The 26643-nt window shown below is 63.0% G+C and carries 26 protein-coding genes; 14 read left to right on the top strand and 12 right to left on the bottom strand.

Going from position 1 to position 26643, the window contains the following annotated elements; genetic code table 11:
* Positions 1–2 precede the first annotated feature (2 nt).
* The 4 genes from urtD to urtA all read right to left on the bottom strand — a co-directional run bounded on the left by urtD (position 3) and on the right by urtA (position 5054).
* On the bottom strand, positions 3–764 hold the full coding sequence (gene urtD / locus AC0QUY_RS29930; RefSeq protein WP_161851739.1) for an urea ABC transporter ATP-binding protein UrtD: 762 nt from the start codon (positions 762–764) through the stop codon (positions 3–5).
* A gap of 4 nt (positions 765–768) precedes the next feature.
* Complete coding sequence (gene urtC / locus AC0QUY_RS29925; RefSeq protein WP_161851738.1) at positions 769–1935, bottom strand: urea ABC transporter permease subunit UrtC; 1167 nt, start codon at positions 1933–1935, stop codon at positions 769–771.
* Positions 1932–3467, bottom strand: coding sequence for an urea ABC transporter permease subunit UrtB (urtB, locus tag AC0QUY_RS29920; protein WP_475389834.1), 1536 nt, complete (start codon positions 3465–3467; stop codon positions 1932–1934). The genes urtC and urtB overlap by 4 nt, the downstream gene beginning before the upstream one ends.
* Positions 3468–3737: 270 nt before the next feature.
* Positions 3738–5054 carry an urea ABC transporter substrate-binding protein gene (gene urtA, locus AC0QUY_RS29915; RefSeq protein WP_475389821.1) on the bottom strand — a complete coding sequence of 439 codons (1317 nt, stop codon included), beginning with the start codon at positions 5052–5054 and terminating at the stop codon, positions 3738–3740.
* 539 nt (positions 5055–5593) lie between these two features.
* On the opposite strand from urtA, the gene AC0QUY_RS29910 reads away from it, so the two are divergent.
* From AC0QUY_RS29910 to AC0QUY_RS29900, 3 genes are all read left to right on the top strand, one after another.
* The gene (locus AC0QUY_RS29910) at positions 5594–7030 is read left to right on the top strand and encodes a DEAD/DEAH box helicase (protein WP_475389820.1); all 1437 of its coding nucleotides are present in this window, start codon (positions 5594–5596) and stop codon (positions 7028–7030) included.
* A gap of 23 nt (positions 7031–7053) precedes the next feature.
* Positions 7054–7341: a translation initiation factor IF-1 gene (infA, locus tag AC0QUY_RS29905; protein ID WP_057838523.1), complete on the top strand. Its 288-nt coding sequence runs from the start codon at positions 7054–7056 to the stop codon at positions 7339–7341.
* A gap of 270 nt (positions 7342–7611) precedes the next feature.
* Positions 7612–7824, top strand: coding sequence for a cold-shock protein (locus AC0QUY_RS29900; protein ID WP_002714433.1), 213 nt, complete (start codon positions 7612–7614; stop codon positions 7822–7824).
* 137 nt (positions 7825–7961) lie between these two features.
* Here the strand turns inward: AC0QUY_RS29900 and AC0QUY_RS29895 are convergent, their stop codons facing one another.
* The 7 genes from AC0QUY_RS29895 to AC0QUY_RS29865 all read right to left on the bottom strand — a co-directional run bounded on the left by AC0QUY_RS29895 (position 7962) and on the right by AC0QUY_RS29865 (position 14132).
* Positions 7962–8534: a TadE/TadG family type IV pilus assembly protein gene (locus tag AC0QUY_RS29895; RefSeq protein WP_475389818.1), complete on the bottom strand. Its 573-nt coding sequence runs from the start codon at positions 8532–8534 to the stop codon at positions 7962–7964.
* A 19-nt stretch (positions 8535–8553) separates the two neighbouring features.
* Positions 8554–9087, bottom strand: a complete 534-nt coding sequence (locus AC0QUY_RS29890) for a TadE/TadG family type IV pilus assembly protein (protein ID WP_475389817.1) — start codon at positions 9085–9087, stop codon at positions 8554–8556.
* A gap of 164 nt (positions 9088–9251) precedes the next feature.
* Positions 9252–9752 carry a pilus assembly protein N-terminal domain-containing protein gene (locus tag AC0QUY_RS29885; RefSeq protein WP_161851733.1) on the bottom strand — a complete coding sequence of 167 codons (501 nt, stop codon included), beginning with the start codon at positions 9750–9752 and terminating at the stop codon, positions 9252–9254.
* 137 nt (positions 9753–9889) lie between these two features.
* Positions 9890–10717, bottom strand: a complete 828-nt coding sequence (locus tag AC0QUY_RS29880; RefSeq protein WP_475389815.1) for a sterol desaturase family protein — start codon at positions 10715–10717, stop codon at positions 9890–9892.
* A gap of 58 nt (positions 10718–10775) precedes the next feature.
* A complete protein-coding gene (locus tag AC0QUY_RS29875) occupies positions 10776–11828 on the bottom strand; it encodes an acyltransferase family protein (RefSeq protein ID WP_475389814.1) in 1053 nt (350 codons plus the stop codon).
* Entirely contained in the window at positions 11825–13282 is a 1458-nt protein-coding gene (locus AC0QUY_RS29870; protein WP_475389813.1) for a hypothetical protein, read from the bottom strand. Before AC0QUY_RS29870 ends, AC0QUY_RS29875 begins: the two co-directional genes overlap by 4 nt.
* Positions 13283–13301: 19 nt before the next feature.
* The gene (locus AC0QUY_RS29865; RefSeq protein WP_475389812.1) at positions 13302–14132 is read right to left on the bottom strand and encodes a sterol desaturase family protein; all 831 of its coding nucleotides are present in this window, start codon (positions 14130–14132) and stop codon (positions 13302–13304) included.
* Between the two features lie 309 nt (positions 14133–14441).
* Between AC0QUY_RS29865 and AC0QUY_RS29860 the strand changes: the two genes are divergently transcribed.
* The 9 genes from AC0QUY_RS29860 (at position 14442) to AC0QUY_RS29820 (ending at position 23243) form a co-directional block, all read left to right on the top strand.
* Positions 14442–14606: a Flp family type IVb pilin gene (locus tag AC0QUY_RS29860; protein WP_057858333.1), complete on the top strand. Its 165-nt coding sequence runs from the start codon at positions 14442–14444 to the stop codon at positions 14604–14606.
* Positions 14607–14810: 204 nt separating this feature from the next.
* Positions 14811–15335 (top strand): A24 family peptidase, encoded by a 525-nt coding sequence (locus AC0QUY_RS29855; protein ID WP_161851728.1) that lies wholly within the window; start codon positions 14811–14813, stop codon positions 15333–15335.
* 126 nt (positions 15336–15461) lie between these two features.
* The gene (gene cpaB / locus AC0QUY_RS29850) at positions 15462–16253 is read left to right on the top strand and encodes a Flp pilus assembly protein CpaB (protein ID WP_161851727.1); all 792 of its coding nucleotides are present in this window, start codon (positions 15462–15464) and stop codon (positions 16251–16253) included.
* Positions 16254–16294: 41 nt separating this feature from the next.
* Entirely contained in the window at positions 16295–17746 is a 1452-nt protein-coding gene (locus AC0QUY_RS29845) for a type II and III secretion system protein family protein (RefSeq protein WP_371419403.1), read from the top strand.
* A gap of 9 nt (positions 17747–17755) precedes the next feature.
* Positions 17756–18511 carry a CpaD family pilus assembly protein gene (locus tag AC0QUY_RS29840; protein ID WP_161851725.1) on the top strand — a complete coding sequence of 252 codons (756 nt, stop codon included), beginning with the start codon at positions 17756–17758 and terminating at the stop codon, positions 18509–18511.
* Positions 18508–19782, top strand: coding sequence for a CpaE/TadZ family protein (locus tag AC0QUY_RS29835; RefSeq protein WP_161851724.1), 1275 nt, complete (start codon positions 18508–18510; stop codon positions 19780–19782). The genes AC0QUY_RS29840 and AC0QUY_RS29835 overlap by 4 nt, the downstream gene beginning before the upstream one ends.
* A 22-nt stretch (positions 19783–19804) precedes the next feature.
* Positions 19805–21271, top strand: coding sequence for a CpaF family protein (locus tag AC0QUY_RS29830; RefSeq protein WP_475389811.1), 1467 nt, complete (start codon positions 19805–19807; stop codon positions 21269–21271).
* Between the two features lie 14 nt (positions 21272–21285).
* Positions 21286–22257, top strand: coding sequence for a type II secretion system F family protein (locus tag AC0QUY_RS29825; protein ID WP_161851722.1), 972 nt, complete (start codon positions 21286–21288; stop codon positions 22255–22257).
* 11 nt (positions 22258–22268) lie between these two features.
* The gene (locus AC0QUY_RS29820) at positions 22269–23243 is read left to right on the top strand and encodes a type II secretion system F family protein (RefSeq protein ID WP_475389810.1); all 975 of its coding nucleotides are present in this window, start codon (positions 22269–22271) and stop codon (positions 23241–23243) included.
* 79 nt (positions 23244–23322) lie between these two features.
* Here the strand turns inward: AC0QUY_RS29820 and AC0QUY_RS29815 are convergent, their stop codons facing one another.
* Positions 23323–24159: a tetratricopeptide repeat protein gene (locus AC0QUY_RS29815; protein WP_475389808.1), complete on the bottom strand. Its 837-nt coding sequence runs from the start codon at positions 24157–24159 to the stop codon at positions 23323–23325.
* 140 nt (positions 24160–24299) lie between these two features.
* On the opposite strand from AC0QUY_RS29815, the gene AC0QUY_RS29810 reads away from it, so the two are divergent.
* Positions 24300–25682, top strand: coding sequence for a leucyl aminopeptidase family protein (locus AC0QUY_RS29810; protein ID WP_475389807.1), 1383 nt, complete (start codon positions 24300–24302; stop codon positions 25680–25682).
* On the top strand, positions 25675–26517 hold the full coding sequence (locus AC0QUY_RS29805) for a C40 family peptidase (protein ID WP_475389806.1): 843 nt from the start codon (positions 25675–25677) through the stop codon (positions 26515–26517). Before AC0QUY_RS29810 ends, AC0QUY_RS29805 begins: the two co-directional genes overlap by 8 nt.
* Positions 26518–26643: the final 126 nt, after the last annotated feature.

Below are 26643 nucleotides of genomic sequence, written 5' to 3'. Positions count from 1 at the left end.
GATCAGCGCCCCAGATACACTTCGATCACCCGCTCGTTCGACGAGACCTGATCGATGGTCCCTTCGGCCAGCACCGTGCCTTCGTGCAGGCAGGTCACCTTGACGCCGAGCTCGCGGACGAAGGTCATGTCGTGCTCGACCACCATGACCGTCTTTTCCTTGTTGATTTCCTTCAACAGCTCCGCGGTCTGATGGGTTTCGACGTCGGTCATGCCCGCGACGGGTTCGTCGACCAGCAGCAGTTTTGGATCCTGCGCAAGCAGCATGCCGATCTCCAGCCACTGCTTCTGGCCGTGCGACAGGCTTCCTGCCAGACGATTGCGGGCATTGGTCAAGCGAATGGTTTCCAGCACGCGGTCGATCCGCTCAGATTCGACCCCGTTGCCGCGCCAGAACAGCGTGCCCTTGACGCTGTGATCGACATTGAGCGCGAGCAGCAGATTGTCCTCGATGGTCTGGCTCTCGAACACCGTCGGCTTCTGGAATTTGCGGCCGATGCCGAGTTCGGCGATGCGGGTCTCATCGAGACGCGTCAAGTCGGTCATGCCGTCGAACAGCACCGTGCCCTCGTCCGGCTTGGTCTTGCCGGTGATGATGTCCATCATCGTGGTCTTGCCGGCGCCGTTGGGGCCGATGATGGCGCGCATCTCGCCGGGCTCGAGCGTCAGCGAGAGATTGTTGATGGCGTGAAAGCCGTCGAACGAGACGTGCACGCCGTCGAGATAGAGCAGCGCCGAAGTGGTCCTTCCCTCCATGACACTCATGCGCTTACTCCGCGGGCTTCGGTTCGCCGACGCCGTCCTCGAGCGCGGCACTTTCGGCATTAGCCGCTTCCGTCGCCTTGCGGGACTCCCGCCAGGCGCTGAAGGTGCCGACGATGCCCTTCGGCAGCAGCAGCGTCACCAGGATGAACAGCGCGCCCAGCATGAACAGCCAGTACGGCGCAAGCGGGCCCGAGGTGAAGAAGGTCTTGGCGTAATTGACGACGACGGCGCCGAGGGCTGCGCCCACCAGCGTGCCGCGGCCGCCAACGGCGACCCAGATCACCGCCTCGATCGAATTGCCCGGCGCGAATTCGCTCGGATTGATGATGCCGACCTGCGGCACGTAGAGCGCACCGGCGACACCGGCCATGCAGGCCGACAGTGTGAACACGAACAGCTTGTAGGACTCGACGCGGTAGCCGAGGAAGCGCGTGCGCGATTCGGCATCGCGGATCGCGATCAGCACCTTGCCGAGTTTGGAGGTGACCACCGCGCGGCAGATCAGGAAGGTGAGGATCAGCGCCAGGCAGCTCAATGCGAAAAGGGCCGCACGGGTGCCGTCGGCCTGCACATTGAAGCCCAGAATGTCCTTGAAGTCGGTCAGGCCGTTGTTGCCGCCAAAGCCGAAATCGTTGCGGAAGAACGCCAGCAGCAGCGCGTAGGTCATCGCCTGCGTGATGATCGAGAGATAGACGCCGGTGACGCGAGATCGGAAGGCGAGCCAGCCGAAGCAGAACGCCAGGAGACCCGGGACCAGCAGCACCATCAGCGCGGCGAACCAGAACATATCAAAGCCGTGCCAGTACCAGGGCAGCTGCGGATAGTTCAGGAACACCATGAAGTCGGGCAGGATCGGATTGCCGTAGACGCCGCGACTGCCGATCTGGCGCATCAGGTACATGCCCATCGCGTAGCCGCCGAGCGCGAAGAACGCGCCATGGCCGAGCGAGAGAATGCCACAATAGCCCCAGATCAGATCGATCGAGAGCGCGAGAATCGCGTAGCAGGCATATTTGCCGAACAGCGCGACCAGATAGGTCGGCACCTGCAGCGCCGAGCCGGCCGGCATCAGAAGGTTGGAGAGCGGGATCAGCACGCCGAGCGCCGCGACGATGACGAGGAATATGGTGGCGCTGCGGTCCAGCGAGCGCGTCAGGACATGCGGCGTCATGCTTCCACCGCCCGGCCCTTGAGCGCGAACAGGCCGCGCGGACGCTTCTGGATGAACAGGATGATCAGCACCAGAATGGCGATCTTGCCGAGCACGGCGCCCGCCACCGGCTCCAGGAACTTGTTGGCGATGCCGAGCGTGAAGGCGCCGACCAGCGTGCCCCAGAGATTGCCGACGCCGCCGAACACGACCACCATGAAGCTGTCGATGATGTAGCTCTGGCCGAGATTGGGGCTGACATTGTCGATCTGCGACAGCGCCACGCCCGCGATCCCGGCAATGCCCGAACCGAGGCCGAAGGTCAGCGCATCGACGCGCGAGGTGGCGATGCCCATCGACGCCGCCATGCGGCGATTTTGAGTGACCGCGCGCATCTCGAGCCCGAGCGCCGTGTAGCGCAGCATCGCCAGCAGGATGACGAACACCGCCAGGGTGAAGCAGAGGATCCAGAGCCGGTTGTAGGTGATGGTGATCTGGCCGAGTTCGAACGCGCCGCTCATCCAGGAGGGATTGCCGACCTCGCGGTTGGTAGGGCCGAACATGGTACGCACGGCCTGCTGCAGCACCAGCGAGAGGCCCCAGGTCGCCAGCAGCGTTTCCAGCGGGCGGCCGTAGAGGAAGCGGATGATGCCGCGCTCGATCAGGACGCCGATCGCTCCGGCCACCAGGAAGGCCAGCGGTACCGCGATCAGTAGCGAGTAGTCGAACAGGCCGGGATAACGGGTGCGGATGACCTCCTGCACCACGAAGGTGGTGTAGGCGCCGATCATCACCATCTCGCCATGGGCCATGTTGATGACACCCATGACGCCGAAGGTGATGGCGAGCCCAATCGCGGCAAGCAGCAGCACCGAGCCGAGCGACAGGCCGTACCAGGCGTTCTGCACCATCGACCACATCTGCAGATTACTCTGGATCGAGGCGATCGCGCTGGCCGCGGCGCGCGCGACATTGGGCGGCACATCGCTGCCAAGTCCGGTCAGGAGAGCCATCGCTTCCTGGTCGCCCTTCGCCTTGACGATGGCGACGGCCTCTAACTTTTCCACCTCGGTCGCATCGCCCTTGTAGAGCAGGATGGCAGCGCGGGCTTCGGTGAAGGCCGCCTTGACGGCCTTGTTGGTTTCCTTGGCCAGTGCGCCGTCGATCACGGGTAACGCATTCTCGTCGTGGCTCTTGAAGACCGACTGCGCGGCCGCGATGCGCTTGGCGGGATCGGGCGACAACAGCGTCAGGCCGCCGAGCGCGGCCTCCACGGCGCGGCGCAGGCGGTTGTTGAGACGGACGGCGGCAGCATTGTCGGGCAGCTTGTCGACGGCCGCGCCGGTAGCAGCGTCGATGATCTTGCCGTCGGCGCCGGTGACGAAAACCTTCTTGGTGTCGGGATCGGCCGATAGACGGCCGTCCTGCAGCGCGCTGATGATGGGAAAGGCGAGCGCATTGCCCGAAGTCGCGACTGCGCCGATCGCCTCGTCGGTGTCGGAAAAATCGTCATTGGCGAATTTGGCGACCGCATCCTCGAACGGACCGGCCATCGCCGGCACGGCAAAGGAGGCGGCGAGCAGAATGGCGAGCAGAACCGCGCGAAAACGGTCAAGGAAATTGGCAGACACGATACGCCCCGGCAGGAGTGTGGGGAGAAGGCGGCGGCATCGCCGCCTTCTCCGTTCTTGCTTGTAGTTCAAGTTCTCTTGGAAGTTTATTGGAAGTTTTTTTGTTGCAAGTCAGGCATCATGATCCTTTCGGATCAGATCGGGATCATGATCGATCAGATCGAGATCATATCCTGTCGGATCAGATCGAGATCAGGAGCCCTGACCGCCGCACTTGTTGGTCTTGGTGTTGTAGTTGCCGCACTTCTTGCCGACCCAATCGCCGATCAGGTCCTTGGAGCCGTCGAGCTCCTTCGACCAGGCATCGCCGGCCACAAGGCCCGGGGTCTTCCACACCACGTCGAACTGGCCGTTGGCTTTGATTTCGCCAATGAACACCGGCTTGGTGATGTGATGGTTCGGAAGCATCTTGGAGGTGCCGCCGGTCAGGTTCTTAGCTTCGATGCCGGGCAGCGCGTCGATCACCTTGTCCGGATCGGTCGACTTCACCTTTTCGACCGCCTTGACCCACATGTCGAAACCAATGACGTGGGCTTCCATCGGATCGTTGGTCACGCGCTTCGGATTCTTGGTGTAGGCCTTCCACGCCTTGATGAACTTCTCGTTCTCCGGCGACTTGATCGACTGGAAGTAGTTCCAGGCGGCGAGATGGCCGAGCAGCGGCTTGGTGTCGATGCCGGCGAGTTCTTCCTCACCGACCGAGAACGCGACAACCGGAATGTCGGTCGCCTTGATGCCCTGGTTGCCGAGCTCCTTGTAGAAGGGAACGTTGGCGTCGCCGTTGATGGTGGAGACCACAGCGGTCTTCTTGCCGGCCGAGCCGAACTTCTTGATGTCAGCCACGATCGTCTGCCAGTCGCTATGACCAAACGGCGTGTAGTTGATCATGATGTCTTCCTGCTTGACGCCCTTCGACTTCAAGTAGGCTTCGAGGATCTTGTTGGTGGTGCGCGGATAGACGTAGTCAGTGCCGGCCAGCACCCAGCGCTTCACCTTCTCGTCCTTCATCAGGTAGTCGACCGCGGGGATCGCCTGCTGGTTCGGCGCTGCACCGGTGTAGAACACGTTGCGCTCGCTCTCCTCACCCTCGTACTGCACGGGGTAGAACAGGATCGAGTTCAGCTCCTTGAACACCGGGAGCACGGACTTGCGGGACACCGAGGTCCAGCAGCCGAACACGACCGAAACCTTGTCCTTGGTGATCAGCTCGCGGGCCTTTTCGGCAAACAGCGGCCAGTTCGACGCGGGGTCGACGACGACGGCTTCGAGCTTCTTGCCGAGCACGCCGCCCTTCTTGTTCTGCTCCTCAATCAGGAAGAGGATGGTGTCCTTCAGCGTGGTTTCGCTGATGGCCATGGTGCCGGAGAGCGAATGCAGGACGCCGACCTTGATGGTCTCCTGTGCCTTGGCGTTCGAGAACGCCGCCAGACCCAGAACCAGGCCGGCGGTGGCCGCCAGCCAGCGGCGGCGGCTCAGCGTCGCTATATCGTGAGTCAATTTTGTAAGCATGAAATGTCATCTCCCTGACGCAGGCGTTTAACGCTGCGAACGGCCCCACGGCCGCCTGCGTTAAGGGAATCGCAAGAACCATGCCACCGCTTTTTGACGGGATAAGCCCCTATAATCGCTCGGAATTTCCGGCTATGCGAAAAGCGTTGGCGGCAAATATGCCTATTTATTGGACTGCAAAAATGTATGCTTTGGCGGCAAACTATCTATTTTTTATGCAAAAGCCGCAATTTGGCTAAATTTCTTGCACGAATTTTGGTCGTTTGGAGCTGACGCGCGGCACACGACCGCTGGCCTATCGGTTTCCTTAACCGCGCGGGCGACAGGCGCGGAATTCACCTTGAAAGCGCCGTGCAACTGCTCCATATGATCCGCGTGACCTAGAGAATCATCAGGTCCCTGCGAGCCGCGTGTTCTGATCCCGTTTTGCGGTTTCTGGCTTGCCCCCTTCAGCTAGCAAAACCGACGCCCCAAACACGCGGGTGTCTCTGACACACTCGCGCGCTCCCTGGCTGACACCGCCGGGCGCCTGCTCTTTTATGGAAAGAACCACCCTTTTGACCTCCTTTCAGGATTTCGGCCTCGCCGATCCCATCTCGCGTGCACTCAAGGAAGAAAATTACCACACGCCCACGCCCATCCAGGCCCAGACCGTTCCCATCGCAATGACCGGCCGTGACGTCGTCGGCATCGCCCAGACCGGAACCGGCAAGACCGCGGCCTTCGCGCTGCCGATCCTGCACCGGATCCTGGAGAACCGCGTCCGGCCGCAGCCGAAGAGCTGCCGCGTGCTGGTGTTGTCCCCCACCCGCGAATTGTCGGGCCAGATCCTCGACAGCTTCAACGCCTATGGCCGCCACATCCGCCTGACCTCGGCCTTGGCGATCGGCGGCGTGCCGATGGGCCGGCAGGTCCGTTCGGTCATGCAGGGCGTGGAAGTGATGGTGGCCACCCCCGGCCGCCTGCTCGATCTCGTCCAGAGCAACGGGCTGAAGCTGAACCAGGTCGAGTTCCTGGTGCTCGACGAAGCCGACCGCATGCTCGACATGGGCTTCATCAACGACATCCGCAAAGTCGTCGCCAAGCTGCCGATCAAGCGGCAGACGCTGTTCTTCTCGGCCACCATGCCGAAGGATATCGCGGAACTCGCCGAATCCATGCTGCGCAACCCGGCGCGGGTGGCGGTAACGCCGGTGGCCTCGACGGCCGACCGGATCGCCCAGCGCATCATCCAGGTCGATTTCGCCGCCAAACCGGCGGTGCTGGCGCAGCTCCTGAAGCAGGAACCTGTCGACCGTGCGCTGGTGTTTACCCGCACCAAGCACGGCGCCGACAAGGTGGTGAAGGTGCTGGCCAAGGCCGGCATCGAGGCCAACGCCATTCACGGCAACAAGTCGCAGAACCACCGGGAACGCGTGCTGGCGGCGTTCCGCTCCGGCGAGATCCGCACCCTGGTCGCCACCGACATCGCCGCCCGCGGCATCGACGTCGACGGCATTAGCCACGTCGTGAATTTCGACCTGCCCAACGTTCCCGAAACCTATGTCCACCGCATCGGCCGCACTGCCCGCGCTGGCAGGGAAGGCGTCGCGATCTCACTGATCGCGGGCGCCGAGGAGATGGGCTATCTGCGCGACATCGAGCGGCTGATCCGTATTGCGCTGCCGCGGGAAGACCGCCGCACACCGGGGAGCCGCGACGCCGCTCCGGCAGCCGCGCATCACTCTGCCCAGCACCGGAACGGGCGGTCCGCGCCGCGCGCCCATGCCGGCCGTTCCAATGAGCAGCAACCGTCAAAAGGCCCTCGCCGACGACGCCGCGGTGGTGGTAATAATGCCGCGCCGCAGCCGAACCGGCATGAGTCGCCGCGTCAGCCGCACGTCGGCCAAAGCGAAGGCATTCAAGGCGTTGCCTTCTTGCATCGCGAGAGGCGTCCGAATAATCAACCGAACCGTAGCCACCGACCGCAGCGCTAGCCTCGATCGACCTGGAGACCACCATGGCTAAAGAAGAGCTGATCCAGTTCGAAGGACTGGTGACCGAAATCCTTCCCGACGCGCGCTATCGCGTGCAGCTCGATGCCGGACACGAGATTGTTGCCTATACCGCGGGCAAGATGAAGAAGAACCGGATCAAGACGCTCGCAGGCGATCGGGTCACGATCGAAATGTCACCCTACGACCTGGAGAAAGGACGCCTGATCTTCCGTCACAAGGACGAGCGTCCCAGCAATCCCGGCGCCCCACGCGGTGCGCCACCGCGCGGCGGACAGTTCCGTCGCCGGTAAATGATTCCTTAACATCTGCGAAAACGCGCCCGATACGCTCATATCGTGCGCGGTCGCGGCCGGCTGGCCGACCGAATCAAAAAATCGTGCACGTCAGGATTGTTTTGAACACTACTATCGAATAATATTAGCCATCGATTTTCGGCCGGACGACATTAGCTATCCACCGGTACAGCCGGTTTAGACGCTGACGACCCTTCCAAAAATTCGATCTCACCAGCCCATCGAAGGGTGGGCTACGACTTGTATATCTGAGAAGGGACTACCCCAGTGAGCATGGGAACCGTGAAGTGGTTTAACGCAACCAAGGGCTATGGCTTCATCCAGCCGGATGACGGCGGCAATGACGTGTTCGTGCACATCAGCGCTGTCGAGCGTGCCGGCCTCGGAACGTTGCGTGAAGGCCAGAAGATCTCCTACGAAATCGTGGCAGATCGCCGCTCTGGCAAATCTTCGGCCGACAATCTGCGCGCCGCCGGATAAGCGATTTTCGGGTCGCATGCGACAGCGTCCCGAAGACCGCCGCTGAACAATTCAGCCGAATAAATCAAAAGGCCGCGCCCATGGCGCGGCCTTTTTCATCTCATCATTTTCCCGGCAGTTCGCCCGGCGCAGGCGTCTCATTTCTGTTCGCAGACAGTGGTGTTGTACATCACGCAAAGCGACTGGCGCGGACGGGTGAAGGTGACATCGCTCAGCGTGATGCCATTCGCCTTGTTGAGGAACCAGGCGACGCTGGGAACATATTTGTATTTCACCTCGCTGTAGATCAGGTAGGTGCCGGCGATCTTGAGCGCCTCCGGAATCTCGATGATGTCGCCCGGGGAGTGCGCGTTGGCGCCTTTGCTCCACTGCACCCGCGCCTTCAGCGTGGTCGGATTGATCCAGAGTTCGGTGATCGTCCCCTCCACAGGAGCCGACGCATAAGGCGTCATGACCGCCTTGCTGGCATTGAAGAAGTTGGTCAACTGCGCATCGGTGACCTTCTCGTTCTGGGACGTCAGATCCGACAGCGTGCGCGCCATGATCGTCACCTTGCGGTCGATGGCGACGCCGGCCGAGAACTCGTTGGTTCCCACGAGCAGCATCGCCATGAGCGGAATGATCATGGCGAATTCGACGGCCGCCACACCGTTGTTGTTGCCCCGCAACTCGAATGCGTGGCGGCGCATGCGAAGCCAGATTGTGCTCATCGGTTTCATTACCTTGGCCCTAGTAAGGTTCGTTCTGGAACGCGGCGGTCGCCGTCAACAGCCGCTGGTTCAGCCCGATATTCGCGACATTGAAGCCGAGGCCGGTGACGAACAGCGGCCATTTGTAGAACAGCCGCACGACGACGATGTCGCCGGGTCCGCCCGGCAGATAATTGTTCGGAGGAACGAAATTTCCCGCAACGATCGGGTCGGAAACGTTGACGCTGGAAAACGCCTTGTAGCTCTGCACGTCGATCGAGATGCCGTTGACGCAGTCGAACATGATGGTGAGCTTGGCGCAAACGGCGTTCTTGAATTGCGCCTGGGTGAAGGAGGAGTTCTGCGCCTGGCCGGTCAAGATCAGACGCGACGTATCCTGCGTCACCGTTTCGAGAATCTGGCTGGCAAAGAACACCAGCGCCAGTTCGATGATCGCGAACAGGACGCCGAAGAATATCGGCGCGACCAGCGCGAACTCGACGGCGGCCGTGCCCCTTCGATTGCGACGAAACCGGCGCAGGATGTTTGTCTTGGGAGCTGTAGAAGGCGGCATCGACGAGACCTCAGAACGCGAGGGGATTGCCGCAAAAATCTATCCGAAACTGATTGTCGAATTGTTTCGGCCGATCCAGCCAGAACGACCCGCTGCGTCAACCGTCTCTTAACCCTGCCGCGAGCCCGCCGGAGATTACCCGCGGGTTCTCTACCGCAACAAACTCACCTGATGCCAGCCGCCGCGGCTCCCGCAGCCTGGCCCGACAGCGAACCGGCCTGGCTGATTGCGGTCTGGAAGTAGTTCACGCCGTCACCGAGGGTGACGCGGCGCTGGCAGATCGGCATGCAGCTATAGGACTCCCGATCAACGCCGCGGTAGACGGTGACGAGCTGATCGGACGGGCCCTCGACCTGGATCTGGCGATCCACCAGCACCTCGCCGTTGCGGTCCATGGCGATGAAGTTGGTCGCGCCGTAGCCCTTGCCGGTAACCACGACGATGCCGCCGCTCTGCAGCGTCACGTCCGCAATCAGCGGGTTTCCAACCACGATGGTGGAGACCTTGGCAGGAAGCTTCACAAGCTTCGCCTGATCGACATAGACGGCTATGCGGTCGGGATCGGGCGAAGCTAGGCAGACGGCCGGCCACAGCAGGATTCCTGCAACGAGCGAACGCAATCCAAAACGCGCGCGTGCGCGAATACGCGGAAACTTGAACGACATACTCTACCCCGGGGCATCAACATGCCGGCAATGGCGGATACACAGCGGAACCGGCGCCCGACAGGGTGAATCTGACGACAATTCATGAACAAAGGGCAAATAGGCCGCCGCCCGGCGGCAAGAAATCCGCCATTTACCTACTTGCGGAATGGATAGGCCAGCTGCCCGACGATCTCGCGGGGAAACGAGACCTGGTCGTCGACGCCATAATGCTCCGGCAGGCGGTCTTTCGGCATCCGGAAGGTCCCGAACAGGAGATCCCAGAGCGGAAAGGTGCCTGCGAAATTGGTGTCGCCGCCCTCTTCGCGGGCAGTGTGGTGCCAGCGGTGAAACACCGGCGTCGCCACGACATATTTCAGCGGCCCGAGCGTCCAGTTGAGGTTGGCGTGGACGAAGGCCGAATGAAAGATGTTGAACGGTCCGAGCCAGAGCATCACGCCCGGCGAAATGCCGGCCATCAGCAGCGCGACGTCGACGCCGATGGTCCCCAGCAGCAGGTTGGCGGGGTGAAAGCGCGCCGCCGAGATCCAGTCCACGTCTTCCGAGGAATGGTGAATGGCATGGTATTTCCAGAACCCGCCGCCATGAAACATGCGGTGCAGCCAGTACATCACGAAATCGGCTGCGACCAGGAACAGGATCGCCTGCAGCCATAAGGGCAGCGTCGATAGCGGGCCGTGACCGTTGTCGTAGAATGCGATCAGTTCGTCGGCATCGCGAATTCCAAACAGCAGGGCGGCCCCGAGCACGAGCAGCCCGATGCGGAACACGCGCGCAAACAGCGGTACCAGGAACCAGTAGCAGATGTCGGTGACAAGCTCGCGCTTGCGCCACCAGGGCTTACCGGGATTGCAGGCCCAGAAATGCGAAAGTAGCGAGAACAGCAGCGCCAGCGCGATCGTGACGGGCACCACCTTGGCCAAGGTCTGGCCGAACATTTCGACGATTTCGGTCGGCAGGTTCATTTCGACCGGCGTAGCAGAATCCCCGCCTCGCCGCCAGTTTGGACGGCCGTCGGCGGCCTCAGGCGGTCGTCACGACGGCTTTCGGGGCACCGCCGGCCGACGCCAATGCGTGGCCCAGCCGGTTGAAGGGACGCTCGATCCGGGGCTCGATCAGATAATAGCTGAATGCCAGCGACACGGCGGAGACCAGCACGAACAGCGGCACCAGGCCCACCGGGACCAGTCCGGCTATCAGCGACACCGCGGCGAAATGAACGAGATAGATGGCGTAGGAGTGACGTCCCAGCACCATCATCCACGACAGCGAGACGTTCGAGATCAGGACACCGAACGCGAATGCAGCCAGCAGCGCGATTTCGGCGCCCTGCGGCGTGACGATCAGCGCAGCGCCGAGCAGAAGCAGCGCGGCGAATGTCGGCCTGTTCTTCAGCTCGATATAGTCATACAGCAGGATACCGAAGCCGAAGCAGATCACCTGGCGCGGCAGCCAGCTGGTGAAGACGCCCTCAGCCAGATACGCTTGGCTGGCGGGCAGCGACGCCGCCAGCCGCGGAATCAGATAGGGCTCGACGGCCAATTGTCCGATAACGCTCACAAGTGCGATCGACGCGTAGCACAACGTGGCGCCGTTGCGGCGGCGGAACAGATAGATCAGAAGCGGAAACAGCAGATAGAACTGCATTTCCACCGCAATGCTCCAGCCGCCCGGAACGACCGAATTGTAGGCGGTGACGCTGCACGAGTGCAGGAAGAGGAATGTCAGCAGCACCTCGCTCAGGCCGACGCCGTCAGGCGCAAAGTTCGTGATGCCGCGGCCGCGCGTCGCCAGCAGATAAAAAACAATGGCGACCCAGAACAGCGGCGCGATCCGGAAGAAACGCCGGATATAGAACGAGCGGGCGGCGGCCAGGTCGAGCCTGTCGCCAAATGTCAGCATCATCGTATAGCCGCTGATGATGAAGAAGAGCTGGACGCCGAGCCCGCCGTAGTTCTTGGCAAACCAGGTCAGGCCGGGAACGACGCCGGTAGACTCTTCCTGGCAGTGCACCAGGACGACCAGCAGGATGGCCACGCCGCGCAGAAGATCCAGCGACTGGTTGCGCCGTGTCATGGCGTGCCGGCGGTACGGACGTGCAACACCGCGTTGCCATCGGCGTAGACGCGCCGCCAGCCGGCGGTGTGATCAAGCAGGCTGGCCGCCGGCGTGAAGGGCGTCAGCAGCACGGCATCGATCTGCCAGGCGTTGAGGATATTCAGGAGCTCGTTCACGTCCTTGAGCTGCATCGCGCGGTAGTAGGCCATCTCAAAGGCTTCGCCGTAGAGCTCGGCACGCCCGTCGATGAAGACCGGGATCTGCCGCCAGATCAGATAGCCGCCGAACGGGAGATCGTTGAGAACCCGCTTCGGATTATGCGCCATCAGCGCATCGACAGCCGCCGCCGGCGAATGATTTTGGGGTGGCGCGAAAGCGGTGTTGGCTGCCAGCAGCCACGTCCAGCCACCGAGCAAGGCGATTACCGCCGCCACCACGGACATCGGGGCACCGTTGCGGGCAGACCAAGCCGGCCGCAGCGCAAACTGCGAGGCCACCGGCGCGAGCACCACGATCGGCAGCAGCAGCGCAAAGATTTCGACGTTCCTGACATGCGACAGCGCCATGTGCAGCAGGCCGAGCACCAGCGCGATCCGCGGCGGCGTGAGCTTGACGCCGCCGTAGAGCGCGCCGGCGATCAGCATGAGGATCGCCATCTCGAACGCGCCGAATTTGCTGAAGTCCGCCGGCATCCATTCATAGATCAGATGCAGGAGTTCGCCGAGATCCAGGATCCTGCGGGCGGCGAGGATCGATCCCCAACCGTAAGGCGTGGCGCAGCAGGCCAGCAGCGCGCCGATGCCGAACGCTGCCCAGCGCAGCGCCACCGACCTGCGCTGCGCGCGCTCGGCATTCCACAGCGCATCCAGCGCGAACGCGCCGACCAGCACGAGGCCGAACACGAACCCGCCGTGCAGGTTCGCCCACAAAGCCAGCAACGGCAACAGCCATGACGACGGTGCCTGACCGCGCTCGCTCGCCGACATCAGCCCGTACGCCCAGGCCAGCATGATCGGCAGCACCAGCACGTGCGGGCGCGCCAGAAAATGTCCCATCGAGAGCACCAGCGCCGCGATCGCGACCATGATCGCATAGCCGGCGGGGATGCGGCGGCCAAGAATGTGGGCAAACAATGCAAAGGTTGCGGCGATTGAGCTCGCGGAGAGAACCACCGGCCCGGACCAGCCCGCCAGATTGTAGCTCACCGCATACAGCACCTGCGCCAGCCAGGACGACGACGTCCACGACTCTCCGGTCTTGGTGAAGGAGTAGATGTCGACGCGCGGCAAGGCATGATGGTCGAGGATCCACTGTCCCACGGCGATCTGCCAGTAGGTATCGGAATCGTTCAGAAGCGCCACGCCGCGGACCAGCAACAGCGCGTAGATGCCGATGCCGAGCCACAGCCATGCCGGAACGTCGGCAAGGCTGAAGGTTCTCTCCCTCTGGATCGCCTCCGCTTCAATGCTCATGCGAAATTACCGGCCGTTCCTATTGACGGAATGGATAGGCCAGTTGCCCGCCAATCTCGGTCGGGACCTGTTGATCTTCGTCCACGCCGTAAGTTTCAGGCAGCCGGTTCTCGGGCATGCGGAACGTTCCGAACAGAATGTCCCAGAGCGGGAAGGTGCCCGCAAAATTGGTGTTGCCGCCCTCTTCCAGCGAGGTGTGATGCCAGCGATGGAAGACCGGCGTGGCCAGCACATACTTGAACGGCCCGAGCGTCCAGTTCAGGTTGGCGTGAACGAAGGCGGAGTGGAAGGTCGTGAACGGCCCCACCCACAGCATGATGTTGGGCGATATGCCCGCCATCAGCAGGATGACGTCGACCAGGATCGTTCCGATGAACAGGTTGACGGGGTGAAACCGCGCCGCCGAGATCCACTCGAGATCTTCCGAAGAATGATGGATGGCGTGATATTTCCAGAACCCGCCGCCGTGAAACATGCGGTGCAGCCAGTACAGCATGAAGTCGGACGCGACCAGGAACAGTATCGCCTGCACCCAGAGCGGAAGCTGCGCCAGCGGTCCATGGCCGTTGTCGTAGAATGCGATCAGTTCGTCGACCTCGTGAATGTTGAAGACGACTGAAGCGCCGATCACCAATAGCCCGATGCGGAAGATGCGCGCGAACACCGGCACGAAGAACCAGTAGCAGATGTCGGTAATGAGCTCGCGCTTACGCCACCATGGTCTGCCCGGATTGCAGGCCCAGAAATGCGAGAGCACCGTGAAAACAACGGCGAGCACGATCGTGACCGGAACGACCTTCGCCATCGTCTGGCCGACCACCTCGATGACTTCCATTGGCAAACTCGACATGACGGCCTCGCTCGATCACACCTGAAAAGGGGTATCCGCTCGCGCTTAAGGAGCCGTGAATCAAAGGAGCCGGCGGGCACAAGCGATCGCGACGAAGACGCTTCGAAGGCGCACCTGGATTTTTATCGAACGCTTTAATGCAGCGTTTACTGTGCTCAATAACAGCAAGTTCCAAGCATTTTTCGACGTTCGAATTAACTGCGCCGAAATTGTCGCACCCTAGGGTGACGCCCATGGTCACGGTGCTGAGAACGCCGGCGAGACCAAACTTAAGTTCGACCAGCCACGTGTACACAGGAGTTATCATCTATGAAGAATCTCGTTTCGCGTTTCGTGAAGGATGAGTCCGGCGCCACCGCCATCGAGTACGGTCTGATTGCCGCCGGCATCGCGATCGCGATCATTACCGCCGTCAACGGTCTCGGCACCAAGCTGTCGACGAACTTCAACACGATCTCGAGCTCGCTGAAGTAAGCGACGGCTGCGAGCTAGCGTTAAAGGCCCCGGCAAGCCGGGGCCTTTTTCGTTTCTCGTCAGAGCGCGCACGCGCCGGAGCTGACGGCCGGCTGCCGGAAGCGGCATGCCCGCGCAACGTTCCGCTGTTTCCCGATTGTTCATTTCTCATGGCTAGGCTCAGCCAGAGCCTGCATCCCGGTCAACCGCAGCAAGCGTGATTTCATGATCCTCGATACCGCCCGCCTCCTGCTGTTTCCGGCCCTGATGGCGTTCGCAGCCGCGAGCGACCTGTTCACGATGACGATTTCGAACCGGGTATCGCTGGCGCTGATTGCCGGCTTCATCGCGCTTGCGGTGCTGGGCGGCATGAGCCTGCACGACATCCTTCTGCATTTCGGCGCCGGCGCCGCCGTTCTGGTGGTGGCCTTTGGCTGCTTCGCGATGGGATGGATGGGCGGCGGCGACGCCAAGGTCGCAGCCAGCGTGGCGCTGTGGTTCGGCTTCGACCATCTGCTCAATTATCTGCTCTATGTCTCGCTGCTCGGCGGCGCGCTGACGATCCTGCTGATTCAGTTCCGGCAATGGCCGCTGCCATCCTTCCTCACGGGACAAGCCTGGCTGAACCGGCTGCACGACAAGCAGAGCGGAATCCCCTACGGCATCGCCCTCGCGCTCGGCGCGCTGATCGTCTATCCGGAGACCGAATGGATCAAGGCGGTCGACCTCACTCACCTCGCCATGCGCTGATCCGGCGTCGCTAACTTTCCGTTAAGGCAATTTACACACGCCTCATTAACCATGCTTTGACGAATAGCTGGTCAACTCCCATCACGGCGGCGGAAGCGTCGCAGCGTAATGTGGAAAGTGAAGCGTATGAATAAGCCACGCATAGTGGTTCTGGCCATCGCGATCGTCGCCGGCGGCATTGCCGCCTATCTCGCCAGCGGGTCCGACGACAAGCCAGCGCCGGCGCCGGTCGCGCAGATGCCGACCGTCGAAATTCTCGTCGCGAAATCGGATATCGGCCTCGGCCAGTCGGTCAAGCCGGACGATCTGCAATGGCAGATGTGGCCGGCCGCAACCGCCAGCAGCAACTTCATCAACAAGGCCAGCAAGGCCGACGCCATCAACGAAATCACCGGCTCGATCGCGCGCTCCCCGTTCATCGCGGGCGAGCCGATTCGCGAGCAGAAGCTGGTGAAAGCCGACGGCTCAGGCTTCATGGCGGCGATCCTGCCGGCCGGCTACCGCGCCATTTCCACCGAAATTTCCCCGGAAACCGGCGCCGGCGGCTTCATCCTGCCGAACGACCGCGTCGACGTGCTTCTCACCAAGCGCGAGAGGAGTGCCAACGGCAGAGGTCCGGACGTCTCCAGTTCGGAAATCATTCTCTCCAATGTTCGCGTTCTCGCGATCGACCAGGCGCCGAAGGAAAAAGAAGGCGCCAACTCGCTGGTCGGCAAGACCGTCACCCTCGAACTGAAGCCCGAGCAGGCCGAGACGCTGGCGCGGTCGCGCCAGAGCGGCACGCTGACGCTGGCGCTGCGCAGCATCGCCGACGTCAACGCGGTCGATGATCTGGACGAACAACAACGCAACAGGCGCGGCGAAAATTTCAACGTCATCCGTTATGGCGTCGCCAGCCAGCAGACAATGCAGAAGTGACCGAAAGGACGCACGATATGAAGTGCAGGGAAATTCAGCCGATGATGCGAACGTTCATCGTCCGCGCCCTGTCGTTTTCGGCCGTGGCTGCTCTCACGCTCAATCCGGCGCTGACGCCAGTGGTGGCGAGCGACTATCGCGCCATGGCTCCGGTCGGCGCCGAAGGACAGATGAACGCGCGTTTCGTTTCGCTCGGGATCGGTAAATCGATGGTGGTCGATCTGCCGCGCGAGATCAAGGACGTGCTGGTCGCCGATCCCAAGGTCGCCAACGCAGTCGTGCGGACGACCCAGCGCGCCTATATCATCGGCGCCGCGGTCGGCCAGACCAACATCGTTTTCTTCGATTCCACCGGCGCGCAGATCGCGGCCTATGACATTGCGGTCAAGCGCGACCTCAACGGCGTCCGCGCCGCGCTGAAGCAGTCGCTGCCGAACTCGGACATCCTGATCGAAGGCGTCGGCGACGGCGTCGTGCTGACCGGCAGCGCAGCAAGCCCGATCGAAGCGCAACAGGCTGCCGACATTGCCGCCCGCCTCGTCGGCGGCAGCGAAAAGGTCGTCAATTCGATCGCGGTCCGCGGCCGCGACCAGGTGATGCTGAAGGTGACGGTCGCTGAGGTCTCCCGCAATATCATCAAGCAGTTGGGCATCGATCTCACGGCCAGCTTCAATTACGGCACCTCGGTCGTGAACTTCACCAATGCCAATCCGTTCACCGCGCTCGGTCGTTCGCTGGTCCCGGGCAATTCGGCACAGGGAACGTTCGGAGGTACTTCGTCAGTGACGGCTACGCTGCGCGCGATGGAGAGCGCCGGCGTCGTCCGCACGCTGGCCGAGCCAAACTTGACCGCGATCTCGGGTGAATCCGCGACCTTCGTTGCCGGCGGCGAATTTCCCGTTCCCGCAGGCTATGCCTGCGATCCCGTCACGCGCGTCTGTACGACCCAGATTTCATTCAAGAAGTTCGGCATTTCGCTCAACTTCACGCCGGTGGTGATGACCGAAGGACGGATCAGCCTTCGCGTCATGACCGAAGTGTCGGAACTGTCGAACGACAACTCGATCACGCTGACGCAGGCTCTCAGCAACAACTCGACGAACTCGCTGACCATTCCCTCGATCAAGACCCGCCGCGCGGAAACCACGCTGGAGATTCCCTCGGGCGGCGCGATGGCCATGGCGGGCTTGATCGCGGAGCAGACCAAGCAGGCCATCAACGGCCTGCCCGGCCTGGCGCAACTGCCTGTTCTCGGCTCGCTGTTCCGCAGCCGCGACTACGTCAACAACCAGACCGAACTGATGGTTCTGGTCACGCCATACGTGGTCCGCGCGGTGGCGCAGAAGGACCTGTCGCGCCCCGACGACGGCTTTGCCGCCGCAGCGGACCCGCAGGCCGACTTGCTCGGCAGCATCAATCGCATCTACGGCGTTCCGGGCCGCGTCGAAAAGGCACGGAATTATCGCGGCACCTACGGCTTTATTACGGACTGAGGCGGGACGATGACATCACAGAGCACATTCCCAAGACCCGCCGATCGCAAGCGCGCGCTCCGCCTGACGGGAGCGCTGATCGGTCTTTCCGTGGCGCTCGGCGCCTGCAAGCATGCCGTTGTCGACCCCGCGACGACGGCCAGCGTTCCCGAGGATTACCGCCTGCGCCACCCGATCGCGGTCCAGGAAGCCGACCGCTCGATCGTCGTTTTCGTCGGTCGCGGACGCGGCGGCCTTTCCGCATCCCAGCGCGCCGACGTCATGTACCTGGCCCAGACCTGGCTTCGCGAAGGCACTGGCGCGATCAGCGTCGACATCCCCGTCAATACGCCGAATGCGCGGGCGGCCGAGGATTCATTGCGCGAGATCCAGGCGACCTTCTCCGCCGCCGGCGTGCCGCCGCGGGCTGTCAATGTCCGCCGGTATCGTCCCGAAGATCCCAGGCATATGGCTGCGATCCGCCTCAACTATCCAAAGATTTCGGCAGTGGCCGGCCCATGCGGGCTGTGGCCGGAGGATCTCGGCCCGTCGATCAACAACAAGAGCTACTTCGACAACAAGTCCTATTACAATTTCGGCTGCGCCAATCAGCGCAATCTTGCGGCGATGGTCGACAATCCGGCCGATCTCGCGCAGCCGCGTCCCGAAACACCAGCCTTTACGCCGCGCCGTGCCATCGCCTTCGACAAATATCGCAAGGGCATGACAACCACGACCACCTATCCCGAGGCCGACAAGGCCAAACTCAGCGATACCGGCAAATGATCACTTACTCGCGCCAGAATACAGAACAGCTGCAGCCGGAAATCACGGCGCCGTCGACCGAGGATCACATCGCGCCGGCGCCGCGGGTGTCGGTGCAAGCCTTCTGCGAGACGGTGGAAACCGCGGCCGCGGTGCAGTCGGCGGGCGAAGACCGCCGCCTGGGCAAGGCCCATCTCAAGATCCAGATGGGCGGCATGGCCGCCGCCATCGAGGCCTACCGCTCGGCCCCGACCCCGAACGTCATCATCCTGGAGACCGAAGGCCGCAACGACATTCTCGCCGGACTCGACCAGCTCGCCTCCGTTTGCGACGCCGGAACCCGCGTGATCGTGGTCGGGCGCATCAACGACGTCATGCTCTATCGCGAACTGGTGCGCCGCGGCGTCAGCGACTACGTCATCGCCCCGGTCAACGCCATCGACGTCGTGCGCTCGGTCTGCAACCTGTTCTCGTCGCCGGAAGCCAAGGCCGTCGGCCGCATCATCGCCGTCGTCGGCGCCAAGGGCGGCGTCGGCGCATCGACCGTTGCCCACAACGTCGCCTGGGCGATCGCGCGCGATCTGGCGCTGGATTCGGTGGTCGCCGATCTCGACCTAGCCTTCGGCACCGCCGGGCTCGACTACAACCAGGATCCGCCGCAGGGCATCGCGGACGCGGTGTTCTCGCCCGACCGGATCGATACCGCGTTCCTCGACCGCCTGCTGTCGAAATGCACCGATCATCTCAGCCTGCTGGCGGCGCCGGCGACGCTCGACCGTGTCTACGATTTCGGCGCCGAGGCATTCGATTCGATCTTCGACACGCTTCGCACCACCATGCCCTGCATCGTGCTCGACGTTCCCCATCAATGGTCGGGATGGACCAAGCGCGCCTTGATCGCGGCCGACGACATCCTGATCGTCGCGGCGCCCGATCTCGCCAATCTGCGAAACACCAAGAACATCTTCGACCTCCTGAAAGCATCGCGGCCGAACGACCGCGCGCCGCTCTACTGCCTCAACCAGGTCGGCATCCCGAAGCGGCCGGAGATCCCCGCCGCCGAGTTCGCCAAGGCGATCGAAAACCACCCGATCGCCACCATCCCGTTCGAGCCGCAAATCTTCGGCTCGGCCGCCAATAACGGCCAGATGATCGCGGAAATCTCCGCGACTCATCGCACCACCGAGATGTTTCTGCAGATCGCGCAGCGGCTCACCGGCCGCGGCGAGACCAAGAAGCCGAAGAGTTCGTTGCTGTCACCTTTGATCGAGAAGTTGCGGGCCAAGAAGTAGACAGCCCGCGTGGAGTGCCATCGTGTTCGGTAAGCGTAGCGGAAATGATAGTGATACGCGGGTAATGAAACCCGCCATTCAGGCGCCGGAGCCGGCGGCTGCGCCGGTCGTTGCGCGCGAGATGGCCGCGCCGGCCGTCGCTTCGCCCTCAATCGCGCCCAAGGCGCCGCCACCGCCCGCCCCCACCATGGAGGCGCGGCGTTCCGACAATTACTACCAGGTCAAGGCGACCATCTTCGGCGCCTTGATCGAGGCGATCGACCTCGCCCAGCTCGCCAAGCTCGACGGCGAGTCCGCGCGCGAGGAAATCCGCGACATCGTCAACGAAATCATCGCGATCAAGAACATCGTGATGTCGATTGCCGAGCAGGAAGAGCTGCTCGACGACATCTGCAACGACGTGCTCGGCTACGGCCCGCTGGAGCCGCTGTTGTCGCGCGACGACATCGCCGACATCATGGTCAACGGGGCCGGCACGGTGTTCATCGAAGTCGGCGGCAAGATCCAGAAGACCGGCATCCGCTTCCGCGACAACCAGCAGCTTCTCAACATCTGCCAGCGCATCGTCAGCCAGGTCGGCCGGCGCGTCGACGAATCCTCACCGATCTGCGACGCCCGCCTCGCCGACGGCAGCCGCGTCAACGCCATCGTGCCGCCGCTGGCAATCGACGGCCCTGCGCTCACCATTCGTAAGTTCAAGAAGGACAAGCTGACGCTTGACCAGCTGGTCAAGTTCGGCGCGATCTCGCCGGAAGGCGCGCAGATCCTGCAGATCATCGGCCGCGTCCGCTGCAACGTGCTGATTTCCGGCGGCACCGGCTCCGGCAAGACCACCCTGTTGAACTGCCTGACCAACTATATCGAGCATGACGAGCGCGTCATCACCTGCGAGGACGCCGCCGAGCTTCAATTGCAGCAGCCTCACGTGGTACGGCTGGAAACCCGCCCGCCCAACATCGAGGGCGAGGGCCAGGTCACGATGCGCGAGCTGGTCCGCAACTGCCTGCGTATGCGCCCCGAACGCATCATCGTCGGCGAAGTCCGCGGACCCGAGGCGTTCGACCTGCTGCAGGCCATGAACACCGGCCACGACGGCTCGATGGGAACGTTGCACGCCAACAATCCCCGCGAAGCCCTGTCGCGCTGCGAATCGATGATCACGATGGGCGGTTTCTCTCTGCCCTCGCGCACCATCCGCGAGATGATCTGCGCCTCGATCGACGTCATCGTGCAGGCCGCGCGCCTGCGCGACGGTTCACGCCGCATCACCCACATCACCGAGGTGATGGGCATGGAAGGCGACACCATCATCACCCAGGACGTGTTCCTGTATGACATGCTGGGCGAAGACGCGAACGGCAAGATCATCGGACGGCACCGCTCGACCGGCATCGGCCGTCCGAAGTTCTGGGAACGCGCGCGATACTACAACGAAGAGAAGCGGCTTGCGGCCGCGCTCGATGCCGCCGAAGTCATCGAGAAAGTTTGAGGAAGGTAACAAGCATGCAGGCACTCGCACTGGCCTTCCTCGCCGCCACCGCCCTCGGCGGCCTGGCATGGGTATTCATCTATCCGCTGCTGTCGGGCGAGCGGAAGGCCGAATCGCGCCGCGCCTCGATCGCCCGGAACGACGCTCCGGCGCGCCAGGCCGAAAAGAGCCAGCGCTCGCGCCGCGAACAGGTCGAAGGATCGCTCAAGGAACTCGACGCCCGCCGCAAGAAGGACAAGACCGTCGCGCTGTCGACCCGCCTCGCCCAGGCCGGCCTGGGGTCCTGGACGACGCAGAAATTCTGGATCGTTTCCGGCGTCCTCGCCGTGGTCGGCTTCGTGGTTGCATTCGTCGTCGGCGGCTCCCCGCTGGGCGCCATCGTGATGGCTTTCGGCACGGGACTCGGTCTGCCGCGATGGCTGCTCAGCTATCTCAAGAAACGGCGCGAGAAGGCGTTTCTGAAGGCGCTCCCCGATGCCGTCGACGTCATCGTGCGCGGCATCAAGGCCGGCCTGCCGCTGTTCGAATCGATCAAGGTGGTCGCGGCCGACTCGCCGGAGCCGCTCAGGAGCGAGTTCAACGCCATCATCGAAACGCAGACCATCGGCATGCCGCTCGGCGAAGCCTGCGGGCGGCTGTACGAGCGGATGCCGGTGCCGGAGGCGAACTTCTTCGGCATCGTGGTCGCGATCCAGCAGAAGTCCGGCGGCAACCTGTCGGAAGCGCTCGGCAACCTCTCCAAGGTGCTGCGCGACCGCAAGAAGATGGCGGAGAAGATTCAGGCGATGTCGACGGAAGCAAAGGCCTCCGCCGGCATCATCGGCTCGCTGCCGCCGATCGTGATGCTGCTGGTCTGGCTTTCGACGCCTGACTACATCTCGCTGCTTTGGACCCACCATATCGGCCAGTTCATGCTGGTGTGCTGCGTCGGCTGGATGTCGATCGGCATCATGGTGATGAAGAAAATGATCAACTTCGATTTCTGACGGTAACGGCCATGATTGATATTGTGATCGCCAAGATGCACGATGCGCGGTTCATGACCATGCTGCTTGCCGCCATCGCAGCAAGCGCGACCGCCTATACGCTGATCATGCCGCTGTTTGCCGGCGAAGGGCTTGCCAAGCGCATGAAGGCGGTCGCTAGCGAGCGCGAGCGGCTCAGGCAGCGCGAGCGCGAGCGGCTCAACAAGTCGGAAAAGGTGTCGCTGCGGCAAACCCCGAAGCAGCTCGTTTCCAAGGTGGTGGAAGACTTCAACCTGACCAAATGGCTGGCGCAGGAAGCCGCGCGCGACAAGCTGATCATGGCCGGTTACCGCGGCCACGCGCCGTACGTCACCTTCCTGTTCGCCCGCGCGGTGACGCCGATCGTGCTGTTCCTCGGCGCGGCTCTCTACGTGTTCGTGATCACGCAGATGGACAAGCCGTTGACGATCAAGCTCGGCATCTGCATCGGCGCCGCCTATCTCGGATTGCAGGCGCCGATGTTGTTCCTGAAGAACGCCATCAGTAAGCGCCAGCTCAACATCAAGCGCGCCTTTCCCGACGCGCTCGACCTCCTGCTGATCTGCATCGAGTCCGGCATGTCCGTGGAAGTCGCCTTCCGCAAGGTCTCAGCCGAGATCGCCTCGCAATCGCTCGCGCTGTCGGAGGAGTTCGCGCTGACCACGGCGGAACTATCCTACCTGCAGGACCGCAAGGTGGCCTACGAGAATCTCGCCAAGCGCACCGGCCTCGAGGGCGTGAAATCGGTCTGTCTGGCGCTGATGCAGTCGGAACGCTACGGCACCCCGCTCGGCCAGAGCCTGCGCGTGATGGCGCAGGAAAACCGCGACATGCGGATGACCGAGGCCGAGAAGAAGGCGGCCGCGCTGCCGCCGAAGTTGACCGTGCCGATGATCCTGTTCTTCCTGCCGTGCCTTTTCATCGTCATTCTCGGACCGACCTACATCAAGCTCCAGATGATGCCGTGAGGTGAGCGCGCAACCGTGCAATGCGCCGACTTGCGCGCTTCGAAGGACGGCTCACATCTCCAACTTTGGTTAGAGAAGCTCAATCCGGCCGGTTGAGGGCCGCGACCGGGACGGTCGCCTTGCTGCCGGGAGGACGCGAATTGTCCTTGTCCTTGCGGCTCAGCATTTCCCGCAGGTAAGCCACGTTGGCGGCCGCCTCGTCGGCGGGCAGATCGCCCTTGGCGATGGTCTCGGCCTCCGCGAAGCGGCCCTGCAGGCCGACGACGAGCGCGAGATTCTGGCGCACCCGTCCGTCGGCGCGCGGATTGGAATAGGCGCGCCGCAGCGTTTCCTCGGCTTGCGCCAATTCCCGCGTCAGCATGTAGGAGAGGCCGAGATTGGACAGCACCGACGGCTCTTCCGGCACGATCTTCAGCGCAGCCGTATAATAGCGGCGGGCCTCCTCGTGCTTGGCCATCTTGTCGAGCGTGGTGCCCTGCACCGAAAGAATGCGCCAGTCCGGATTGGTCGGCGAATGCGCGCGGCTCAGCACATCGAACGCGGCCTGCGAATTGCCGTTGTCGGCAAGCGCGCGACCGTAGGCGGCGAGCAGCGCCTTGTTGCCAGGATGGGCGATGGTAGCCTGTTCGAGCACGGCGGCGGCCTGCGCCCGCTGGCCGGTGGCGCGGAGCGCCTGGCCGTAACCCAGCGCCGCCTCGGCATCCTTGGGATTGGCGCGGTATCGCTCGCCATAGACCTCGGCCGCCCGGCGCGGATCGTCGGGAACGGCCTGTGCCTTGAATGACGAGGAGGTCAGCGACCCCGTGATGTCGGACATGGTCTGGCAGCCGCCAAGGCCTGCGGCCAGAACCGCCGTGACGGCGGCCGAGGTCAGGAACCGGGCAAGAGATCCGGCGTGGCGGGGCTGTCGACGCATGGCACTTCAACTCACGGGATTGGCGGACGAATGGAGCCGTACGAGCCAGCAATAGAGTGTTAACCCTAACGGCCGGTTAATCGGCCGTGCTATGCCAGCTTTACCACACCGTCCTGCCCCGTCCCCTTCGCGAGACAAGCATGCCATTCCCGTTCGAGACCGCGCCCACCGCCTCCGCCATTCCGATTACCTTCGCCACCAAAACGAGTTGGAGCGCAATCGCCAAAGACCTTCCCGAGCATGCGCGGCAGTTTGCCCTTGCCAATGATTTCACCGCCAAGCCCGGCAAATGCCTGACGCTGCCCGGGCCCGACGGGCAGATTGCGCAGGTCGTGTTCGGGCTCGAGGACGAGAGCAGCAAATCCCGCGACCTGTTCCGGCCCGGTGCGTTGCCCGGCCTGCTGCCGCCGGGCGTCTATCGCTTTGCCAACGCGCCACACGACATGCGCCTGGCGACGCTCGCCTTTGCGCTGGGGAGCTATCGTTTCGGCCGCTACCGCAAGGCGGAGAAGCCTGACGTTCGGCTGGTGCCGCGCGACGGCATCGATGTCGCCGATATCGCGCGGATGGCGGAAGCAGCCGCGCTGGCGCGCGATCTGATCAATACGCCGTCGAACGACATGGGGCCGGAGCAACTGGCTGATGCCGCGCAAGCGCTCGCGGCCCGCTTCGGCGCCGGGTTCAATTGCATCGTCGGCGACGATCTCGTGAAACAGAACTTTCCGCTTGTTTACGCCGTCGGCATGGCCTCGACGCGCCCCCCGCGCCTGATCGATCTGAGCTGGGGCGACCCCACCCATCCCAAGGTGACACTGGTCGGCAAGGGCGTCTGTTTCGATACCGGCGGGCTCGACATAAAACCGTCCAGCGGCATGCTGATCATGAAAAAGGACATGGGCGGTGCCGCCAACGTGCTGGCGCTGGCGCAGATGGTGATGGATGCGAAACTGAAGGTCCGCCTGCGCGTGCTGATTCCCGCGGTGGAGAACTCGGTCGCCGGCAACGCCTTCCGTCCGCTCGACATCTTCAAGTCCCGCAAGGGGCCGACGGTGGAGATCGGTAACACCGACGCCGAGGGACGGCTGGTGCTGGCAGATGCGCTGGCGCTGGCGGACGAAGAGAAGCCCGACCTGCTGGTCGACCTCGGCACCCTGACGGGTGCAGCGCGGGTGGCGCTCGGGCCGGATTTACCGCCCTTTTATACCCACGATGAGACGCTTGCCGAAATGGTCGCAGCCCACGCGAAACGGGAGAATGATCCGTTGTGGCGAATGCCGCTGTGGCCGCCCTATGATTCGTGGCTGGATTCGAAGGTCGCCGACATCAACAACGCGCCGTCCGGCGGCTTTGCCGGCTCGATCACCTGCGCGCTGTTCCTGCAGCGCTTCGTGACGGATGCAAAGAGCTGGCTGCATGTCGATATTTACGGCTGGACGCCGTCGGCGAAACCCGCGCGCCCCGAAGGCGGCGAATGCCAGGCCGCGCGCGCGATCTACAAACTGTTGAGCGAACGCTATGCATGATCCGCGCCTGACACCGGCACGGCCCGAGGTCGCCGCAAAATATCTCGAAGGCAGGGTGAACGCCGCGCGTTTCGTCGACGGCGAGGAATTTTGCGTGGCTGTGGCCATCGCGCCGCTGTGGGAAACACCGGCTGCGGGCGCCATGATGGCGACGCAGGCGCTGAAGGGCGAACGCGTCACGGTGTACGACCGCCATGGCGAAGGGCTCGCCTGGGGGCAGTTGAGCGGCGACGGCTACGTCGGTTGGATTCCGGATGCCGCGCTGGCAAAGCCGGTGGCCGCACCGACACACAAGATCACGGCGTTGCGCACATATGCTTTTCCCGGCCCCTCGATCAAGCTGCCGCCGGTCGAGACGCTCACGACGGGCGCAAGGGTGACCGTCATACGCGAAGACGGTGCCTTCGCGATAACCAGCGAAGGCTGGTATCTGCCGCGTCACCATGTCGGCAGTCTCGACGCCGTCGAAAAGGATTTTGTCGCGGTCGCCGAACGCTTTGTCGGCACGCCCTATCTCTGGGGCGGCAAGAGCTCGCTCGGCATCGATTGCTCCGGCCTCGTCCAGATCTCGCTCAACGCCGCCGGAACTGGCTGCCCGCGCGATAGCGATATGCAACAGGACGGCCTCGGCCGGTCGCTTGATGCGGCGGAGACGAAGAAGCTGCAGCGCGGCGATCTGATTTTCTGGAAGGGTCACGTCGCCATCGTCCGCGACGCCGACACCATCGTCCACGCCAATGCGCATCACATGGCGACGGTGATCGAGAGCACGCGGGAAGCGATCGCGCGGATCAAGGCGGCCGGCAGCGATGTGACGGCGATCAAGCGGCTCTGATGCAAAGAGAGGGCCTCATCCTTCGAGACGCCTGCTGCGCAGGCCCCTCATCAGGATGAGCGGAACATTGGACCCTCATGGTGAGGAGGCGCGAAGCGCCGTCTCGAACCATGAGGCCGGGATGCC

The sequence above is a fragment of the Bradyrhizobium sp. WYCCWR15520 genome, from assembly GCF_056174665.1.
This window is presented reverse-complemented; position numbering and strand designations above follow the sequence as displayed.

Excerpts from the sequence above, each read along its gene's own strand:
- urtD (WP_161851739.1), bottom strand. The coding sequence starts at position 764 with ATGAGTGTCATGGAGGGAAGGACCACTTCGGCGCTGCTCTATCTCGAC.
- urtC (WP_161851738.1), bottom strand. The coding sequence starts at position 1,935 with ATGACGCCGCATGTCCTGACGCGCTCGCTGGACCGCAGCGCCACCATA.
- urtB (WP_475389834.1), bottom strand. The coding sequence starts at position 3,467 with ATGGCCGGTCCGTTCGAGGATGCGGTCGCCAAATTCGCCAATGACGAT.
- urtA (WP_475389821.1), bottom strand. The coding sequence starts at position 5,054 with ATGCTTACAAAATTGACTCACGATATAGCGACGCTGAGCCGCCGCCGC.
- AC0QUY_RS29910 (WP_475389820.1), top strand. The coding sequence starts at position 5,594 with ATGGAAAGAACCACCCTTTTGACCTCCTTTCAGGATTTCGGCCTCGCC.
- infA (WP_057838523.1), top strand. The coding sequence starts at position 7,054 with ATGGCTAAAGAAGAGCTGATCCAGTTCGAAGGACTGGTGACCGAAATC.
- AC0QUY_RS29895 (WP_475389818.1), bottom strand. The coding sequence starts at position 8,534 with ATGAGCACAATCTGGCTTCGCATGCGCCGCCACGCATTCGAGTTGCGG.
- AC0QUY_RS29890 (WP_475389817.1), bottom strand. The coding sequence starts at position 9,087 with ATGCCGCCTTCTACAGCTCCCAAGACAAACATCCTGCGCCGGTTTCGT.
- AC0QUY_RS29885 (WP_161851733.1), bottom strand. The coding sequence starts at position 9,752 with ATGTCGTTCAAGTTTCCGCGTATTCGCGCACGCGCGCGTTTTGGATTG.
- AC0QUY_RS29880 (WP_475389815.1), bottom strand. The coding sequence starts at position 10,717 with ATGAACCTGCCGACCGAAATCGTCGAAATGTTCGGCCAGACCTTGGCC.
- AC0QUY_RS29875 (WP_475389814.1), bottom strand. The coding sequence starts at position 11,828 with ATGACACGGCGCAACCAGTCGCTGGATCTTCTGCGCGGCGTGGCCATC.
- AC0QUY_RS29870 (WP_475389813.1), bottom strand. The coding sequence starts at position 13,282 with ATGAGCATTGAAGCGGAGGCGATCCAGAGGGAGAGAACCTTCAGCCTT.
- AC0QUY_RS29865 (WP_475389812.1), bottom strand. The coding sequence starts at position 14,132 with ATGTCGAGTTTGCCAATGGAAGTCATCGAGGTGGTCGGCCAGACGATG.
- AC0QUY_RS29860 (WP_057858333.1), top strand. The coding sequence starts at position 14,442 with ATGAAGAATCTCGTTTCGCGTTTCGTGAAGGATGAGTCCGGCGCCACC.
- AC0QUY_RS29855 (WP_161851728.1), top strand. The coding sequence starts at position 14,811 with ATGATCCTCGATACCGCCCGCCTCCTGCTGTTTCCGGCCCTGATGGCG.
- cpaB (WP_161851727.1), top strand. The coding sequence starts at position 15,462 with ATGAATAAGCCACGCATAGTGGTTCTGGCCATCGCGATCGTCGCCGGC.
- AC0QUY_RS29845 (WP_371419403.1), top strand. The coding sequence starts at position 16,295 with ATGATGCGAACGTTCATCGTCCGCGCCCTGTCGTTTTCGGCCGTGGCT.
- AC0QUY_RS29840 (WP_161851725.1), top strand. The coding sequence starts at position 17,756 with ATGACATCACAGAGCACATTCCCAAGACCCGCCGATCGCAAGCGCGCG.
- AC0QUY_RS29835 (WP_161851724.1), top strand. The coding sequence starts at position 18,508 with ATGATCACTTACTCGCGCCAGAATACAGAACAGCTGCAGCCGGAAATC.
- AC0QUY_RS29825 (WP_161851722.1), top strand. The coding sequence starts at position 21,286 with ATGCAGGCACTCGCACTGGCCTTCCTCGCCGCCACCGCCCTCGGCGGC.
- AC0QUY_RS29820 (WP_475389810.1), top strand. The coding sequence starts at position 22,269 with ATGATTGATATTGTGATCGCCAAGATGCACGATGCGCGGTTCATGACC.
- AC0QUY_RS29815 (WP_475389808.1), bottom strand. The coding sequence starts at position 24,159 with ATGCGTCGACAGCCCCGCCACGCCGGATCTCTTGCCCGGTTCCTGACC.
- AC0QUY_RS29810 (WP_475389807.1), top strand. The coding sequence starts at position 24,300 with ATGCCATTCCCGTTCGAGACCGCGCCCACCGCCTCCGCCATTCCGATT.
- AC0QUY_RS29805 (WP_475389806.1), top strand. The coding sequence starts at position 25,675 with ATGCATGATCCGCGCCTGACACCGGCACGGCCCGAGGTCGCCGCAAAA.